General features: G+C 72.2%; 12 protein-coding genes. 4 read left to right on the top strand and 8 right to left on the bottom strand.

Translation table 11 applies throughout. The features are described 5' to 3' along the window. Nucleotides 1–111: 111 nt before the first annotated feature. The 7 genes from Q0863_RS01990 to miaA all read right to left on the bottom strand — a co-directional run bounded on the left by Q0863_RS01990 (nucleotide 112) and on the right by miaA (nucleotide 7,316). Complete coding sequence (locus tag Q0863_RS01990; RefSeq protein ID WP_298574313.1) at nucleotides 112–1,404, bottom strand: adenylosuccinate synthase; 1,293 nt, start codon at nucleotides 1,402–1,404, stop codon at nucleotides 112–114. A 472-nt stretch (nucleotides 1,405–1,876) separates the two neighbouring features. Further along, nucleotides 1,877–2,062 (bottom strand): DUF2065 family protein, encoded by a 186-nt coding sequence (locus Q0863_RS01985; protein ID WP_298574305.1) that lies wholly within the window; start codon nucleotides 2,060–2,062, stop codon nucleotides 1,877–1,879. 155 nt (nucleotides 2,063–2,217) lie between these two features. Then, nucleotides 2,218–3,081, bottom strand: coding sequence for a protease modulator HflC (gene hflC / locus Q0863_RS01980; protein ID WP_298574297.1), 864 nt, complete (start codon nucleotides 3,079–3,081; stop codon nucleotides 2,218–2,220). Next, nucleotides 3,078–4,214: an FtsH protease activity modulator HflK gene (hflK, locus tag Q0863_RS01975; RefSeq protein ID WP_298574278.1), complete on the bottom strand. Its 1,137-nt coding sequence runs from the start codon at nucleotides 4,212–4,214 to the stop codon at nucleotides 3,078–3,080. Before hflK ends, hflC begins: the two co-directional genes overlap by 4 nt. A 138-nt stretch (nucleotides 4,215–4,352) precedes the next feature. After that, nucleotides 4,353–5,705: a ribosome rescue GTPase HflX gene (gene hflX / locus Q0863_RS01970; RefSeq protein ID WP_298575846.1), complete on the bottom strand. Its 1,353-nt coding sequence runs from the start codon at nucleotides 5,703–5,705 to the stop codon at nucleotides 4,353–4,355. A gap of 103 nt (nucleotides 5,706–5,808) precedes the next feature. Further along, nucleotides 5,809–6,084: an RNA chaperone Hfq gene (gene hfq / locus Q0863_RS01965; protein WP_298574259.1), complete on the bottom strand. Its 276-nt coding sequence runs from the start codon at nucleotides 6,082–6,084 to the stop codon at nucleotides 5,809–5,811. Nucleotides 6,085–6,359: 275 nt separating this feature from the next. Continuing rightward, nucleotides 6,360–7,316, bottom strand: a complete 957-nt coding sequence (miaA, locus tag Q0863_RS01960) for a tRNA (adenosine(37)-N6)-dimethylallyltransferase MiaA (protein WP_298574251.1) — start codon at nucleotides 7,314–7,316, stop codon at nucleotides 6,360–6,362. Nucleotides 7,317–7,488: 172 nt separating this feature from the next. Here miaA and Q0863_RS01955 point away from each other — a divergent pair, with 172 nt between their 5' ends. After that, nucleotides 7,489–9,204, top strand: a complete 1,716-nt coding sequence (locus Q0863_RS01955; protein WP_298574244.1) for a VWA domain-containing protein — start codon at nucleotides 7,489–7,491, stop codon at nucleotides 9,202–9,204. 1 nt (nucleotide 9,205) lies between these two features. Here the strand turns inward: Q0863_RS01955 and Q0863_RS01950 are convergent, their stop codons facing one another. Further along, entirely contained in the window at nucleotides 9,206–12,106 is a 2,901-nt protein-coding gene (locus Q0863_RS01950) for an EAL domain-containing protein (protein ID WP_298574235.1), read from the bottom strand. 89 nt (nucleotides 12,107–12,195) lie between these two features. Between Q0863_RS01950 and Q0863_RS01945 the strand changes: the two genes are divergently transcribed. The 3 genes from Q0863_RS01945 to Q0863_RS01935 are packed head-to-tail and all read left to right on the top strand — an operon-like array spanning nucleotide 12,196 to nucleotide 14,533. Then, entirely contained in the window at nucleotides 12,196–12,858 is a 663-nt protein-coding gene (locus Q0863_RS01945; RefSeq protein WP_298574227.1) for an RNA polymerase sigma factor, read from the top strand. Next, entirely contained in the window at nucleotides 12,855–13,946 is a 1,092-nt protein-coding gene (locus tag Q0863_RS01940; RefSeq protein ID WP_298574219.1) for a hypothetical protein, read from the top strand. The genes Q0863_RS01945 and Q0863_RS01940 overlap by 4 nt, the downstream gene beginning before the upstream one ends. Further along, nucleotides 13,943–14,533, top strand: coding sequence for a YigZ family protein (locus Q0863_RS01935; RefSeq protein WP_298574211.1), 591 nt, complete (start codon nucleotides 13,943–13,945; stop codon nucleotides 14,531–14,533). The genes Q0863_RS01940 and Q0863_RS01935 overlap by 4 nt, the downstream gene beginning before the upstream one ends. The last annotated feature ends 3 nt before the right edge of the window (nucleotides 14,534–14,536 follow it).

Genomic DNA, 14,536 nt, shown 5'->3' with positions numbered 1-14,536 from the left:
CTCGCGGGACGTTGCGGGGCCAGACGCAGGAAGCCCCGCTTTCGCGGGGCTTCGTTCACGACCCTGGATGCCGCCTTTGCCGGGGGCGGTGAGGCGTGCTCCGCGGCGCCGTCAGGCGAACGGGTCCTGCAGCACCATGGTGTGGTCGCGATCCGGACCGGTGCTGACGATGCTGATCGGGCAGCCGGCCAGTTCCTCCAGCGCGCGCAGGTAGGCGCGTGCGGCCGGCGGCAGGTCGTCCCACACGGTGATGCCGTGGGTGTTCTCGCTCCAGCCGGGGAACTCGAGGTACACGGGCGTGATCTCGTCCCAGCCGTGGGCGTCGAGCGGCGCGTACTCGGTGCGCTTGCCGCGGTATTCGTAGGCGATGCAGATCTTCAGTTTCTCCATGCCGTCGAGCACGTCGAGCTTGGTGATGCACAGGCCGGAGATGCCATTGATCGCCACCGCGCGCTTGAGCGCGACGATGTCCATCCAGCCGCAGCGGCGCGGACGCCCCGTGGACGCACCGTACTCGGCGCCGCGATCGCGGATGCCCTGCCCCACTTCGTCGTCGAGCTCGGTCGGGAACGGACCACCGCCCACGCGCGTGGCGTAGGCCTTGGCGATGCCCAGCACGTAGTCGATCGCATCGGCGCCCACGCCGGTGCCGGCCAGCGCACCACCAATCGTGGTGTTGGAGCTGGTGACGTAGGGATAGGTGCCATGGTCGATGTCGAGCAGCGCGCCCTGTGCGCCCTCGAACAGCACGCGCTTGCCCTGCTTGCGCAGGTCGTGGCAGATGCCGGCGACGTCGGACTTCATCGGCTCGACGTACTCGCCGAAGGCCAGCGCCTCGTCCAGGGTCTTCTGGAAGTCGACCGGCTCCACGCCGAGATACTTGGTCAGCACGAAGTTGTGGTAGTCCAGCGCGGCCTTGAGCTTTTCGGCCAGCTGCTCGGGGTAATGCAGGTCGGCGATGCGGATGCCGCGGCGCGCCACCTTGTCCTCATAGGCCGGGCCGATGCCGCGGCCGGTGGTGCCGATGGCCTTGCCGCCGGCGGCCTTCTCGCGCGCCTGATCCAGGGCGATGTGGTAGGGCATGATCAGCGGCGCGGCCGGCGAGATCTTCAGCCGCGAGCGCACTTCCACGCCGGCGCTTTCCAGCTCCTCGATCTCCTTGATCAGGGCCGCGGGCGAGATCACCACGCCGTTGCCGATCAGGCACAGCGCATCGTCGCGCAGGATCCCCGACGGGATCAGGTGCAGCACCGTCTTCTTGCCGTTGATGACCAGGGTGTGGCCGGCGTTGTGGCCGCCCTGGAAACGCACGACCGCACCGATCTCCTCGGTGAGCAGGTCGACGATCTTGCCCTTGCCTTCATCGCCCCACTGGGCGCCGAGAACGACGACTGACTGGCCCATGGCCATGGCTCCTGTTGTTACGTGCGGCCATCGGGGCCGCGGGATTGGCCGGGTCCGGCGCCCTCGTGCATGTGGGAAGACGCCATCGGGGCGCCGTCCGCCACGCCGGGCCAGACACGGAAAAAGCCGGTGGGGAGACTGTCCCCGACCGGCTTTTATGCATTATCCGGGTTTTGGCACGGAGGGGCCAGCTTTGGGGCGGGCCGGCGTTCGGCCTTCACCCCCCCGATCGCGGGGAAGGGCGAGATGGGGGCGCGCGTCAGGTGGCGCGGCGACCTGCGTACCCCCACCCCAACCCTCCCCCGCAAGCGGGGGAGGGAGTCGAGGCGCGATGCGTGGAGGGAACGCGGGCGCCACGCCTCTCGTTTTGCCCCCTGCCCCCGCTCCCGCGGCATAGCGCCCTTCATGGTTGGAGGGCCGACATGGGGGGCACGCGCCGAAGGGGCGCATGGGTTCGGATGCAGCGCGAGGATCAGCCCCGCACGAAGTACAGCGCGGCCAGGCCGCAGGCCAGGATGATGGCGCCGATGCGGCGCAGCTGCGATTCGGACAGGGCCTGCAGCTGCTCGGCGGTGCGCTTCCAGCCGCCGGGCGCGACGAACAGGATCAGGCCTTCGATCACGGCGACCAGGGACAGGGCCGCCCAGAGATCCTGCATGGGTCGGGTTCCTTGGCTGGTGGGGTGAAGAACGCGGCGGTCGGAGCGAAGCTCCGATTGCCTTCGGCACCTTCCACCCGTGAGGGGCGCAATGCCTCGCGGACGGGTGGAAGGAAGGCCGGGTTACGCGCGCCGCGAACGGCGCGCGCGTTGCGTCAGCGGTCGCTGCGCATGTACTGCAGGAAGGGATCGTCGCGCTCGAGCACGATCACCCCGTTGCCGTCGGCGAAGGCGGCGCGGTAGGCCTCGAGGCTGCGCTGGAAGGCGTAGAACGACGGATCGCGGCTGGCGGCCTGGCCGTAGATGCGGGTGGCTTCGGCATCGCCCTCGCCTCGCAGCTTCTGCGCGTCGCGCTCGGCCTCGGCGACCAGCACGGTGCGTTCGCGGTCGGCCTCGGCGCGGATGATGCGGGCCTGCTCCTCGCCCTCGGCGCGCAGGCGGCTGGCCACCTGGCGGCGTTCGGCGCGCATGCGGTCATAGACCTGGGCGATGACGTCGCTGTCGGTGGGCAGGTCGATCTGCTTGAGGCGGATGTCGATCACGCGCATGCCCAGCGTCTTGGCGGCCTCGTTGATGCCTTCCAGCTGCCTGGCGATGATCTCCGAGCGGTCGCCGGACACCAGCTGCTGCAGGGTGCGGGCGTTGATCTCGTTGCGCAGCGAGTCCTTGATGATCGGCGCCAGGCGCTCGCTGGCCAGGTCCATCTGCCCGCCGGTGGCGCGGTAGAAGTCGGCCACGTCGCTGATCAGGCCGATCGCCACGAAGTCCACGCTCACGTCCTTGCGCTCGGAGGTGAGGTAGCGCTCGGGCGAGAACTCGGCGGCGTAGAAGCGACGGTCGAACACCCGCGCCGATTCGATCAGCGGCACCTTGAAGTGCAGGCCCGGGCCGATGTCGGTACGGGCGACGCGGCCCAGGTTGAGCACCAGGCCGGTCTGGCCTTCGCGCACCACGTAGACCGAGCCGAGCAGGAGCAGCAGGGCCACCACCACGATGGGGATGATCAGGTTGAGTCTCATCGGTTGCCTCCTTCACCGCGCGAACCACGGGGCGGCCGCGGCAGCGTGGCCTCCGTGCCGGTGCCGCTCGGCGGAATCACCACCTCCGGCGGCAGCAGCGGCGTCTGCACGTTGCCCGATGCGCCATCGCCCTGGGGCATGGGCACGTAGATCAGCTGGCGGCCGTCGCCACCGACGACCTTGCGGTTGTCGGCCAGCACCTGCTGCACCGTTTCCAGCCACAGGCGCTTGCGCGTCACGTCGGGCGCGTTGCGGTACTCGTCCACCAGCAGGGTGAAGCGTTCGGCGTCACCGGTGGCGCGGGCCACCGACGCGGTCTTGTAGCCCTCGGCGGTGGTGCGCAGGCGCTGCGCGTCGCCGCGCGCCTCGGGCACCACCTTGGCGGCGTAGGCGCGGGCTTCGTTGACCAGGCGCTCGTTGGTCTGCTGGGCGCTGTTGACCTCGTCGAAGGCCGGCTTGACCTCTTCGGGCGGACGCGCGTCCTGCAGGTTGAGCTCGGTCACCACCAGGCCGGTGCGGTAGGCCTCCAGCGAGGCCTGCAGCGCGGTGGACGCCGCGATCGACAGCGGGCCACGCGCGTTGAGCGCGGTGTCCAGGTCGGCGCGGCCGATCTGCTCGCGCACGGCGCTCTGGGCGATCTGCTCGAGCACGCGCACCGCGTTCTGGGTGCCGAACAGGAACATCTCCGGATCGGCCACGCGGTACTGCACGTTGAACGACACGGTGACGATGTTCTCGTCGCGGGTCAGCACCGGCAGGCTGTTGGTGAAGGTGCGCACGCTGGTGGCGTCGACCTTGACCACGGTTTCGATCGGCCACGGAGCCTTGAAGTTGGGGCCCGGCTGCATCACGCGGGCGACCTCGCCGAAGCGCAGCACCACGCCGCGCTGCTGTTCGCCGATCAGCACGAAGCAGTTGAACACCAGCCACACCACCAGCGCGATGCCGATCCAGCGCAGCGGGCTCCCGCCGCCACCGCCGCCGCCGAACAGGCCGCGCAGGCGATCACCGAGATCGCCCAGGCCACCACCGCCGCGACGGCGCTTGGGCGGCCAGGGATTACGGCCGTCGCCGCCGGGGCGCGGACGTTCGGGCCGCTCGCCGTTGTTCTTGCCGGGAATGTTCCAGGCCATGCCTGCTCCAGTCTGGGTGCGCCGCGCCGGGTGCGCTGCGCATCTGTGTACCGATTGCGGGTGCCGGAGCGCCCGTGGATGCGAACGGATGGCTGGCAACCGGTCGCGAACGGGACCCGCTCCAGCGGGTTCGCTAGTTTACAGGGTGGGGTCGGGCTCGAGTTCCGGCAAGAGCGGACGCAGCGCGGCACCGTCGGCCTGCGCGGCCAGGCGGGCGGCGTCGGCCTCCGACAGGTCCAGTTGCAGCCGCCAGCCGTGCTCGTCCTGCGATTCGGCGCGCACCGCATCGAGCTGGTGCAGGCGCGCGCGCAGGCGACCGGCCTCGGGCGGAAGCGCCAGTTCGGCGACGATCCGGCGCTGGGCCAGGCGCTGCGACAGTGCTTCCTGCAGCAGGTCCAGGCCCAGGCCGTCGCGGGCCGAGATCCAGACGCGCTCGCGGCCGACGCCCACGGTGCCGCCCGGCAGTGCGTCGCCGGCGTCGCCATTGCCCGGCTCGGGCGCATCCCGGCGGGCCTGGGCGCCCTCGATCCGGTCGATCTTGTTGAACACCAGCAGCTGCGGGATGTCGCCCGCGCCGATCTCGCCCAGCACCGCGTCCACCTGGCGGATGCGCTCCTCGCGCAGCGGGTCGGCCGCGTCGATCACGTGCAGCAGCAGGTCGGCCTCGCGCGCCTCGGACAGGGTCGAGCGGAACGCGGCCACCAGCTCATGCGGCAGGTCGCGCACGAAGCCGACGGTGTCGGCCAGCACCACCGGCCCGCTGGGCAGGCCGATCCGGCGCACGGTCGGATCGAGCGTGGCGAACAGCTGGTCGGCGGCGTAGGCATCAGCGCCGGTCAGGGCGTTGAACAGGGTCGACTTGCCGGCGTTGGTGTAGCCGACCAGGGCCACGCGCGGCAGTTCGCTGCGCACGCGCGCACGGCGCATCTGGTCGCGCTGCACCTGCACCTTGGCCAGCCGCTTCTGCAGCATGTCCACCCGCTTCTGCAGCAGGCGCCGGTCGGTCTCGAGCTGGGTTTCGCCGGGGCCGCGCAGGCCGATCGAACCGCCGCGCTGGCGCTCGAGGTGGGTCCAGCCGCGCACCAGGCGCGTGGACATGTGCTTGAGCTGGGCCAGTTCGACCTGCAGCTTGCCGTCGTGGCTGCGCGCGCGCTGGGCGAAGATGTCCAGGATCAGGCCGGTGCGGTCGACCACGCGCCGCTCCAGCGCCTTTTCCAGGTTGCGCTCCTGGCCGGGCGTGAGGTGGTGGTTGACCAGCACCAGGTCGGCGCCGGAGGCCTCGCAGGCCGCCTTCACTTCCTCGAGCTTGCCGGTGCCGATCAGGATCGCCGGATTGGGCTTGTCGATGCGGGCGGTGAGCACGGTGGCCACCGTGGCGCCAGCCGACCGCGCCAGCTCGGCGAACTCCTCGAGTTCGGCGTCGTCGGGTGCGCCCCCGGCATGGGGCTGGATCAGCAGCGCGTGTTCACCCTTGCGGGAGCGCTCGAACAGTTGGGTCGGCATCGGATCTCGGCGGTCGGCTCAGGCCATCGACATGGAGGCCGTCCCGCCCGTCTTCAACCGCCGGGGCGCCGCGCGGGCGCCCCGGGTCGGCTCAGGCCGGATCGACCGAGGCCTCTTCGCTGCCATCGGCGGCCTGCACCACCCCGCCACCCGGCCCCACGCGCACGTTGCGCGCCGGCACCACGGTGGAAATGGCGTGCTTGTAGACCATCTGGCTGACTGTGTTGCGCAGCAGGACCACGAACTGGTCGAAGGATTCGATCACGCCCTGCAGCTTGATGCCGTTGACCAGGTAGATCGAGACGGGAACGCGTTCGCGCCGCAGCGCATTCAGGAAAGGATCCTGCAAGGACTGTCCCTTGGACATGGTGTTTCCCCAGCTTGGTTATTGTTGTGTCCGTCCGGCGCCCTGCACGGGCCTCCCCGGCCGCATCGCCCGACCCGCAGTTTCCCCGGCGGCGGCGACCTCCCGATGGTACACAACCGGCGCGCCTGCGCGAGCCGCAGGCGCCGACCAGGTCACAGAAGCAGCGGTTCCGGCACGAACCCCGGGCGGAAGTCGGGCGAAGGCGAGCTGTCTTGGGCCTCCGACAGGTCGGCGGACGGCCTGGGCGGCCCTCCCCCGGCTTCCGGACGTCCGGCTCAGTCGCCCAGGAAGCCGCGGACCGCGGCGTCGAGACCGTCGGCCTGCGCGGCCGGGTCGAACCAGCGCGCGTCGAGCTGTCCGCGCAGCCAGGTGAGCTGGCGCTTGGCCAGCTGGCGGGTGGCGGCGATGGCCTGGTCGCGGAAGCCCGTCGCGTCGCTGCGGCCGTCGAGGTGCTCCCAGGCCTGGCGGTAGCCGACCGCGCGGACCGCGGGCAGGTCGAGCGGGGCCGGATGGGCCTGCAGCTGCGGCAGCGCCCGCAGCGCGCGCACCTCGTCGAGGAAGCCGGTGGCGAGCATCGCGTCGAAGCGGCTGGCGATGCGCGCATGCAGCACGGCGCGCTCGTGCGGCGCGACCACCAGCTTCAGCACCCGCACCGGCAGCCGCGGCGCGGCGCCGGGGTCGCGCTGCCAGTCGCTGATCGGACGGCCGCTGAGCCGGAACACTTCCAGCGCGCGCTGGATGCGCTGCGGATCGCCGGGCTGGATCCGGGCGGCGGCGACCGGATCGACGCGCGCCAGTTCCCCGTGCATCCGCGTCCAGCCGCGCTCGTCCGCCTCGGCCGCGATCGCCGCCCGCGTCGCCGGGTCGGCCCCGGGCATCGGCGAGAGGCCCTGCAGCAGCGCCTGGAAATACAGGCCGGTGCCGCCGGCCAGGATCGGCAGGCGTCCGCGCGCGAGGATTCCGTCGATGGCATCGCGCGCATCACGCGCGAAGTCGGCGGCCGAGTACGCCTGCCAGGGATCGCGGATGTCGAGCAGGTGGTGCGGAGCGCGGGCGCGCTCGCCGGCGTCGGGCTTCGCCGAACCGATGTCCAGGCCCCGATAGACCAGGGCCGAATCGACGCTGACGATCTCGCCGCCGTAGCGCCCGGCCCAGTCCAGCGCCAGCGCGGTCTTGCCCGAGGCGGTCGGGCCCATCAGGGCGATGGCGGGAGGGCGGGTGTCGGCGGGCATGGGGGGATTATCGGGGCGGGAGCGACGGGAGGCGCGGATCCGGGGCTTCGGGACGGGACAGGACCCGCCGGGGCCCGGGGCCCACCCCGGCCCGCCCGCGCCAGTTCGACGCGACCCAACCCCGTTTCACCGGAGCGCCCGTTCAACCTCCCGTCCACCAACGGAGTCCGCCATGCATCGCCACGCCCTTGCCGTCGCCCTGGTCGCCGCCATCGCCACCACCGCCTGCAGCCTCCACTCCGACCGGGTGGCCGAAGCCCCGCCCGCCCCCGCGGCCGACGCCGCGCTCGACTCGATCAGCGTGTCGGGCGTGCGCCTGCACGCCGAGCAGGCCCGGGCGCAGCGCGAGCGGCACGCGGCGATGCCCGCCACGCTGGTGGCCCTGCCCGCGCCGCCGCCGGCGCCGCTGCCGTACCTCGAGGCCGCACCGCAGGCCAACACCGAGCAGTACGCCGAGCGCCAGGACAACCCGGTGCAGCGCGTGACCGAACAACCGGTCTCCACCTTTTCCATCGACGTCGACACCGGCAGCTACAGCAACGTGCGCCGGATGATCCGCAGCGGCGTCCGGCCACCGGCCGATGCGGTGCGCGCCGAGGAGTTCCTCAACTACTTCGACTACGGCCACCCCGGCCCGGATTCGACCGAGACCCCGTTCCGCGCCACCGCAGAGATCGCACCGGCGCCCTGGGACGCGCGCCGCCACCTGCTGATGATCGGCATCAAGGGCTACGACGTGCCCAGGGCGCAGCTGCCACCGGCCAACCTGGTGTTCCTGCTCGACACCTCCGGCTCGATGAACTCGCCCGACAAGCTGCCCCTGCTCAAGCAGGCCTTCGGCGAGCTCACCGGCCAGCTGCGCGCGCAGGACCGCGTCTCGATCGTGGTCTATGCCGGTTCCGCCGGCCTGGTGCTGCCGCCGACGCCGGGCGATCGCAAGGACGAGATCCTGGCCGCGCTCGATCGCCTGCAGGCCGGCGGCAGCACCAATGGCGGCGACGGCATCCGCCTGGCCTACGCGATGGCGCGGCGCGGCTTCATCGACGGCGGCGTCAACCGCGTGATCCTGGCGACCGACGGCGATTTCAACGTCGGCACCGTCGATGGCGGCTCGCTGGAAACCATGGTCGCCGACCAGCGCAAGGCCGGCGTCGCCCTGACCACGCTCGGCTTCGGCCAGGGCAACTACAACGATCACCTGGCCGAACGCCTGGCCGATGCCGGCGACGGCAACCATGCCTACATCGACACCCTGCTCGAGGCGCGCAAGGTGCTGGTGGAGGAAATGTCCTCGACCCTGCTCACCATCGCCCAGGACGTGAAGATCCAGCTCGAATTCAACCCGGCGCTGGTGTCGGAATACCGCCTGGTCGGCTACGAGAACCGTATGCTCGCGCGCGAGGACTTCGCCAACGACCGGGTCGACGCGGGCGACATCGGCGCCGGCCACGAGGTCACCGCGCTGTACGAGATCACGCTCGCAGGCTCCGGCGCCGAACAGTTGCCGGCACTGCGCTACGCGCAGCCGGGCGCCACGCCGGAAGCGGCCAGGTCCGGGGAATTCGCGCACCTGCGGCTGCGCTACAAGCTTCCCGGCCAGGCGCAGAGCCGGCTGATCGAAACCCCGGTCACGCGCGCGGCGATGCGCGCGCAGCCGGGCGAGTCGATGCGCTTCGCCGCCACCGTGGCCGCGTTCGCCGATGCGCTGCGCGGCGGCACCCACCTGGGCAGCTGGGACTGGTCGGCGATCGCGGCCAACGCACGCGATACGCAGGGCCGCGATCCCTGGAAGCTGCGCGCCGAGTTCGCCGAACTGGTGGACGCGTCGGCCGCGATCATCGCCAGCCGCGACATCGGCGCCACGCCGGCGCCGCCGGTGGCCCGGTAACTCAGGCCGTCTGCAGGAGGGCGGCCGTGGCCTGCGCGGGCCGCGGCCGCCCGAACAGGTAGCCCTGGCCGTAGGCGCAGCCCAGCTCGAACAGCAGCTGCCGCTGGTGCGCGGTTTCGACGCCTTCGCCGATCGTGTCGATGCCCAGGGTGCCGGCCAGCGCGAGGATCGCCCGCACCAGCGCGAGGCTCTCGGCCTGGGTATCCCCGGACAGGCCGGCGATGAAGCTCTGGTCGATCTTCAGCGCCTGGATCGGGAAGCGGTGCAGGTACGACAGCGCCGAGAAGCCGGTGCCGAAATCGTCGAGCTGCGCCAGCACGCCCTGCGAGCGCAGCGTGCCGAGGATGCGCGCAGCGCGCGGCGCATCGTCCAGCAGCGCGCCCTCGGTGATCTCGATGCGCAGCCGGCGCGGATCGACCCCGGCCTCGTCGGCGATGCGCAGCAGGCGCTCGGCGAAGTCCTCGGCGTGGAAATGCCGCGGCGAGACGTTGATCGAGACGTAGCCTTCCGGATTGCCCGCCATCCAGGCGACCACGCGCCGGTACAGCAGCCAGTCGACCTGTTCGATCAGGCCGCTGTCCTCGCACACCCGCAGGAACTCCGAGGGCGGCAGCCAGCCATGCAGCTCGTGCTTCCAGCGCAGCAGCGCCTCGTGCCCGACCACCGCGCCGTCGGACAGGCGCACGATGGGCTGGAAGTGGGGCTCGAAGGCGTCGCGCTGGATCGCGCGCCGCAGGTCGGCTTCCAGGTCGAGCAGGCGCATCGCCTCGGCGCGCATCTCCTCGTCGAACAGCGCGCTGCGGTCGCGCCCGCAGGCCTTGGCCCGGTACATGGCGGCATCGGCGTCGCGCAGCAGCTCGTCGGCGTGCCGGTAGCGCGATTGCCACAGGGCGATGCCGATGCTGGCCGACGGGAACAGTTCGCGCCCGGCCACCCACATCGAGCGCCCGAGCTTGCGCAGGATGCGCGTCGCACGCGCTTCGGCGGCCTGTGCATCGACCACCGCCGCCAGCACGATCGCGAACTCGTCGCCGCCCAGGCGCGCGACCACGTCCTCGGCGCCGATCGCGGCGCGGATCCGGCGGCCGATCTCGATCAGCATGGCGTCGCCGGCCGCATGGCCCATCGAGTCGTTGATGAGCTTGAAGCGGTCCAGGTCCAGGAACAGCACCGCGAACGGCTGCCGCCCGGCCTCGTGCATGCGCCGCATCATCCCGTCGAGCCGGTCGAGCAGGAACACGCGGTTGGGCAGCCCGGTCAGGTCGTCGTGGCGCGCCTGGTGGGTGAGGCGCTGCTGCGCGCGCACGCGTTCGCCGATCTGCGCGCGCAGCTCGCGGTTGGCCTGTTCGAGTTCGCGCGTGCGCGCCTCCACCCGGAATTCCAGCTCGGCGTGCGTGGCCTTGAGCGCTTCCTGCGCGCGCTTGCGCGCCAGCGCGCCATCGACATGGTGGGCGACGAAGGTCAGCAGGTCCTGGTCGGCGGGGGTGAAGATGACGTCCGGGCCGTAGCTCTGCACCGCGATCACGCCGCAGGTGACGCCGTCGCGGCTCAGCGGCACGCCCAGCCAGCAGTGCGCGAGCGTGCCGTGGCCGCGCACCTGCCCGGCGTGTTCGAGCTGCGCCATGCCGTGGCGGTCCACCAGCAGCGCCTGGCCGTTGCGGATCACGTATTCGGTCAGGCCCGAACCGAGCCGGCGCGGACGCCGCACCGGGTCGTGCTCGTCCACCGAATACGGGAACTCGAGCGCGCTGCCGTCTTCCGACAGCAGGGAGATGTAGAAATTGCGCGCGTCGAGGAGCTCGTCGATGATCCCGTGCACGTCGGCGTAGAAACGCTCGATGCTGCCGGCGGTGATCGACAGTTCGCTGATCCGGAACAGCGCGCGCTGCAGGTTTTCGGCGCGCTCGCGTTCGACGATCTCCGCTTCGAGCACCCAGTTGGCGTGCTGCAGTTCGCGGGTGCGCTCGTCGACGCGCCGCTCCAGCTCCTCCTGCGCGGACTTGCGGTCGAGCGCGGTGAGGATGTGCTGGGCCACGAACTCCAGCAGCGCGCGGTCTTCCTGCGTGTAGCGCTGGGGCTGGTCGTAGCTCTGCACCACGACCGCGCCGCTGACGCAGCCTTCGCGGCGCATCGGCACACCCAGCCAGTCGGCGCTGTCGGGGCCGTGCCCCGGATCGGTATTCACGCCCAGCGTGCGCCGCACCTGTTCGGAGGAACCCAGCATCGGCTGGCCGTGGCGCAGCATCGCCACGGTCAGGCTGGTAGGCATCTCGGCCAGGGGGATCTCCGCGTCGGGATCGGCCTGCCAGGGGTCGCGCTGGTCGACGAAATAGAGGAAGCGCAGGGTTTCGCGAACCTCGTCGTAGCGCACGATGTAGAAGTTCTCGGCCGGCATCAGCGTACCGACGATGGCGTGGATGCGCGCCAGCATCTCCTGCATGTCGAGGCTGGCGCCGGACAGGTCGGCGATCTCGTACAGCGCCTGGCGCAGGCGCTCGGACTTGCGCAGGCCTTCGAAGCGCGACTGCGCGCGGGCGCTGGCGAAGTGCGCGTCGACCGTACCGCGGGCCAGCCCGGCCCAGCTCTCGCGCAACGGGGCCGACAGCCGGCGCGCGGGCTGCACCAGCAGCGCCACGCGGGTGGAGTCGAGCGTCCAGGACAGGGCCAGGCCGTCGCGGCCGGGCGAGACGTCGCCGCCATCGAGCATCCGCGCCACCGCCTCGGCGGGCGCGGCACCGTCGCCGCCACCCTGCGAGATGCCGGCGCCCAGCAGGGGATCGTCCCAGCCGACGGCCACCACGGCGCCGGGAGGCAGCGTTCCGGCCAGCAACGGGCCCAGCCCGGACAGGCCGGCCTGGTCCCCGGGGTCCCGAATCTGCGCCTCGACCACGGGGATATTCACGACGACGACACCTCCATCGGAAAAGCATAACGGGATCCGGCGCGCGATCCGGCAACCCCGTCCGCGCCCCTGGCCCGTTGCCAATGCCCATGTCCCCCGTCCTCGCCCTCCAGCCGGCCCCCGGACCGCACGCCGGCTTCACTCGCACCGGGCCAGCGCTTACCCTGCTGCCGGTGAACGAAGCCGCGCCCGCCAGCGATCCCGAACCCAGCGACGAGGCGCTGATGCTGGCCTATGCCGGCGGCGACGTGGCCGCCTTCGAGGCCCTGTACGGGCGCCACCGGCTGCGCCTGTACCGGTACCTGATGCGCCAGCTGCGCGATGCGGCGCTGGCCGACGAGCTGTTCCAGGACGTGTGGCAGAAGCTGATCGGGGCCCGCGCCAGCTGGACCCCCGACGCGGCCTTCGCGACCTGGCTGTACCGCATCGCCCACAACCGCCTGGCCGACCACTGGCGCGCGCTGCAGCACCGGCCGCCGGCGCCCGCGGACGCGGACGAGCGCACCGCGCGCGTGCCCGATCCGGAAACGCCGGAGCGGCAGCTGTCGGAATTCGAACAGCGCCGCCGCCTGCAGCTGGCGCTCGACGAACTGCCGCCCGAGCAGCGCGAGGTGATCGTGTTGCGCCTGGAGCAGGAACTGAGCCTCGAGGAGATCGGCCAGGTGACCGGGGTAGGCCGCGAGACGGTGAAGTCGCGCCTGCGCTACGCCATGGACAAGCTGCGCGCCCGGCTGGGGAGTTCCGCGCCATGAGCCGTCGCGGGCATGAACCGCTGACGGCCGAAGAGCGCGACCTGGCGCTCCGGCTGTCGCGCCTGGAGTCCAGTGCGTCGCCCTCGGCCTCGCTCGACGCCCGCATCCTGGAATCCGCCCGCAGCGGCGGCCAGGCTGCCGCGCCCCGGCCGGCGACGCCCCTGCGGCCGCACCGCCGCTGGCCGGTGGCGATGGGACTGGCGGCCTCGCTGGTGGTGGCGGTGGGCGTGGCCTGGCAACTGCGGCCACAGCCCGACAGCCACGTGATCGACGCGCCAGCCGAAACGACCGCGCGGACCGGCGCGGCTGCACCCGCTGCCGCCGTGGTGGCGGCGCCTGCCGCCGACGCCGAGATGCCCCCGGACGACGGCGCCAGCCCGACGACGCGCGAGGACACGGATCCCGTGACGGCTGCGCCCCCGCCTTCTCCGGCGCCGCGACCGCGGCGCGCGACAGCGGCCCCGGTCCCCGACCGTGCACATTCCACGCAGGCGGCGCAGCCCGTTTCCGACCTCGCGCGGCAGGACCAGGCGCAGGCGATGCGCGCGCGCGAACAGGACGCGCAGCGCGCCGCCCGCAGCCAGGCGGCGCAGGCCCGGCAGGCCGCGCCCGTCGCGCCGCCGCCCCCCGCCGAACCCGCGGTGGCGGACGCACCGTCCGAGGCGCTGCGGCTGGCCCCGGCTGCCGCGGCCCGGACGCCGGAATTCGTGCTGTCGCCGCCGCCTCCGCCTGTGCCACCGGCGCCGCCCACGGTGGAGGCCGCCCACGCTCCGCCGGTGGCACCTTCTCCTGCACCGCTGCCGGAACCCGCGGCGCGCGCGCAGGCGCCGTCGCCCGCGCTCGACAGGATCGAGGTCAGCGGCAGCCGCGTCGCCGAGGAGGTGGACGTGCTCGCCGACCAGCCACTCGACGACCGCCCGCCCGCCTCGGCCGACTCGCCGGCCATCCGCGAGCGCTGGCTGCAGCGCATCCGCGAGTTGCGCGATGCCGGCCGCGGCGACGAAGCCCGCGACAGCCTGCGCGAGTTCGTGCGCCGGCATCCGCAGGCCGCGATTCCGGCCGACCTGCGCCCGATGCTCGACGGATGACGCTGGACACGCTGGCTGCACCGGTGCAGCACGCCCTCGAGGTCAGGCACAGCCGCTTCCTCGCCCATGCCGCTCCGATCGTCACTCCCATGGACGCGGCCGGCTTCCTGCGCGACGTGGCCGTGCCCGACGCCACCCACAACTGCTGGGCCTGGCGCCTGGGCGGCGACTATCGCAGCAGCGACGACGGCGAACCGTCCGGCACTGCCGGACGCCCGATCCTGGCCGCGATCGACGGCCAGGGCTACGACCGGATCGTGGTCGTGGTCACCCGCTGGTTCGGCGGGATCAAGCTCGGTGCCGGCGGCCTGGTGCGCGCCTACGGCGGGGCCGCCGCCGAGTGCCTGCGCCTGGCGCCGCGCCTGCCGCTGGTCGAGACCACGCGGCTCGCGGTGCACGTCGCGTTCGAGGACATTTCGCTGCTGCACCACCTGTTGCCGGCCTTTTCGGCGACCAAGCAGGGCGAGGCGTTCGACGCCGACGGTGCCCGGATCGCGCTCGAACTGCCCTCGGAACAGGCCGACGCCTTGAAAAACCGGCTGCGCGACGCCACCCGTGACCGGGCACGATTCGACGACGAAGGCTGATGG

Source organism: uncultured Luteimonas sp., from assembly GCF_947492465.1.
GTDB lineage: Bacteria > Pseudomonadota > Gammaproteobacteria > Xanthomonadales > Xanthomonadaceae > Luteimonas.
The sequence above is the reverse complement of the archived record's forward strand: the minus strand, read 5'-3'. Positions and strand labels throughout refer to the sequence as shown.

Excerpts from the sequence above, each read along its gene's own strand:
- Q0863_RS01990 (WP_298574313.1), bottom strand. The coding sequence starts at position 1,404 with ATGGGCCAGTCAGTCGTCGTTCTCGGCGCCCAGTGGGGCGATGAAGGC.
- Q0863_RS01985 (WP_298574305.1), bottom strand. The coding sequence starts at position 2,062 with ATGCAGGATCTCTGGGCGGCCCTGTCCCTGGTCGCCGTGATCGAAGGC.
- hflC (WP_298574297.1), bottom strand. The coding sequence starts at position 3,081 with ATGAGACTCAACCTGATCATCCCCATCGTGGTGGTGGCCCTGCTGCTC.
- hflK (WP_298574278.1), bottom strand. The coding sequence starts at position 4,214 with ATGGCCTGGAACATTCCCGGCAAGAACAACGGCGAGCGGCCCGAACGT.
- hfq (WP_298574259.1), bottom strand. The coding sequence starts at position 6,084 with ATGTCCAAGGGACAGTCCTTGCAGGATCCTTTCCTGAATGCGCTGCGG.
- miaA (WP_298574251.1), bottom strand. The coding sequence starts at position 7,316 with ATGCCCGCCGACACCCGCCCTCCCGCCATCGCCCTGATGGGCCCGACC.
- Q0863_RS01955 (WP_298574244.1), top strand. The coding sequence starts at position 7,489 with ATGCATCGCCACGCCCTTGCCGTCGCCCTGGTCGCCGCCATCGCCACC.
- Q0863_RS01945 (WP_298574227.1), top strand. The coding sequence starts at position 12,196 with ATGTCCCCCGTCCTCGCCCTCCAGCCGGCCCCCGGACCGCACGCCGGC.
- Q0863_RS01940 (WP_298574219.1), top strand. The coding sequence starts at position 12,855 with ATGAGCCGTCGCGGGCATGAACCGCTGACGGCCGAAGAGCGCGACCTG.
- Q0863_RS01935 (WP_298574211.1), top strand. The coding sequence starts at position 13,943 with ATGACGCTGGACACGCTGGCTGCACCGGTGCAGCACGCCCTCGAGGTC.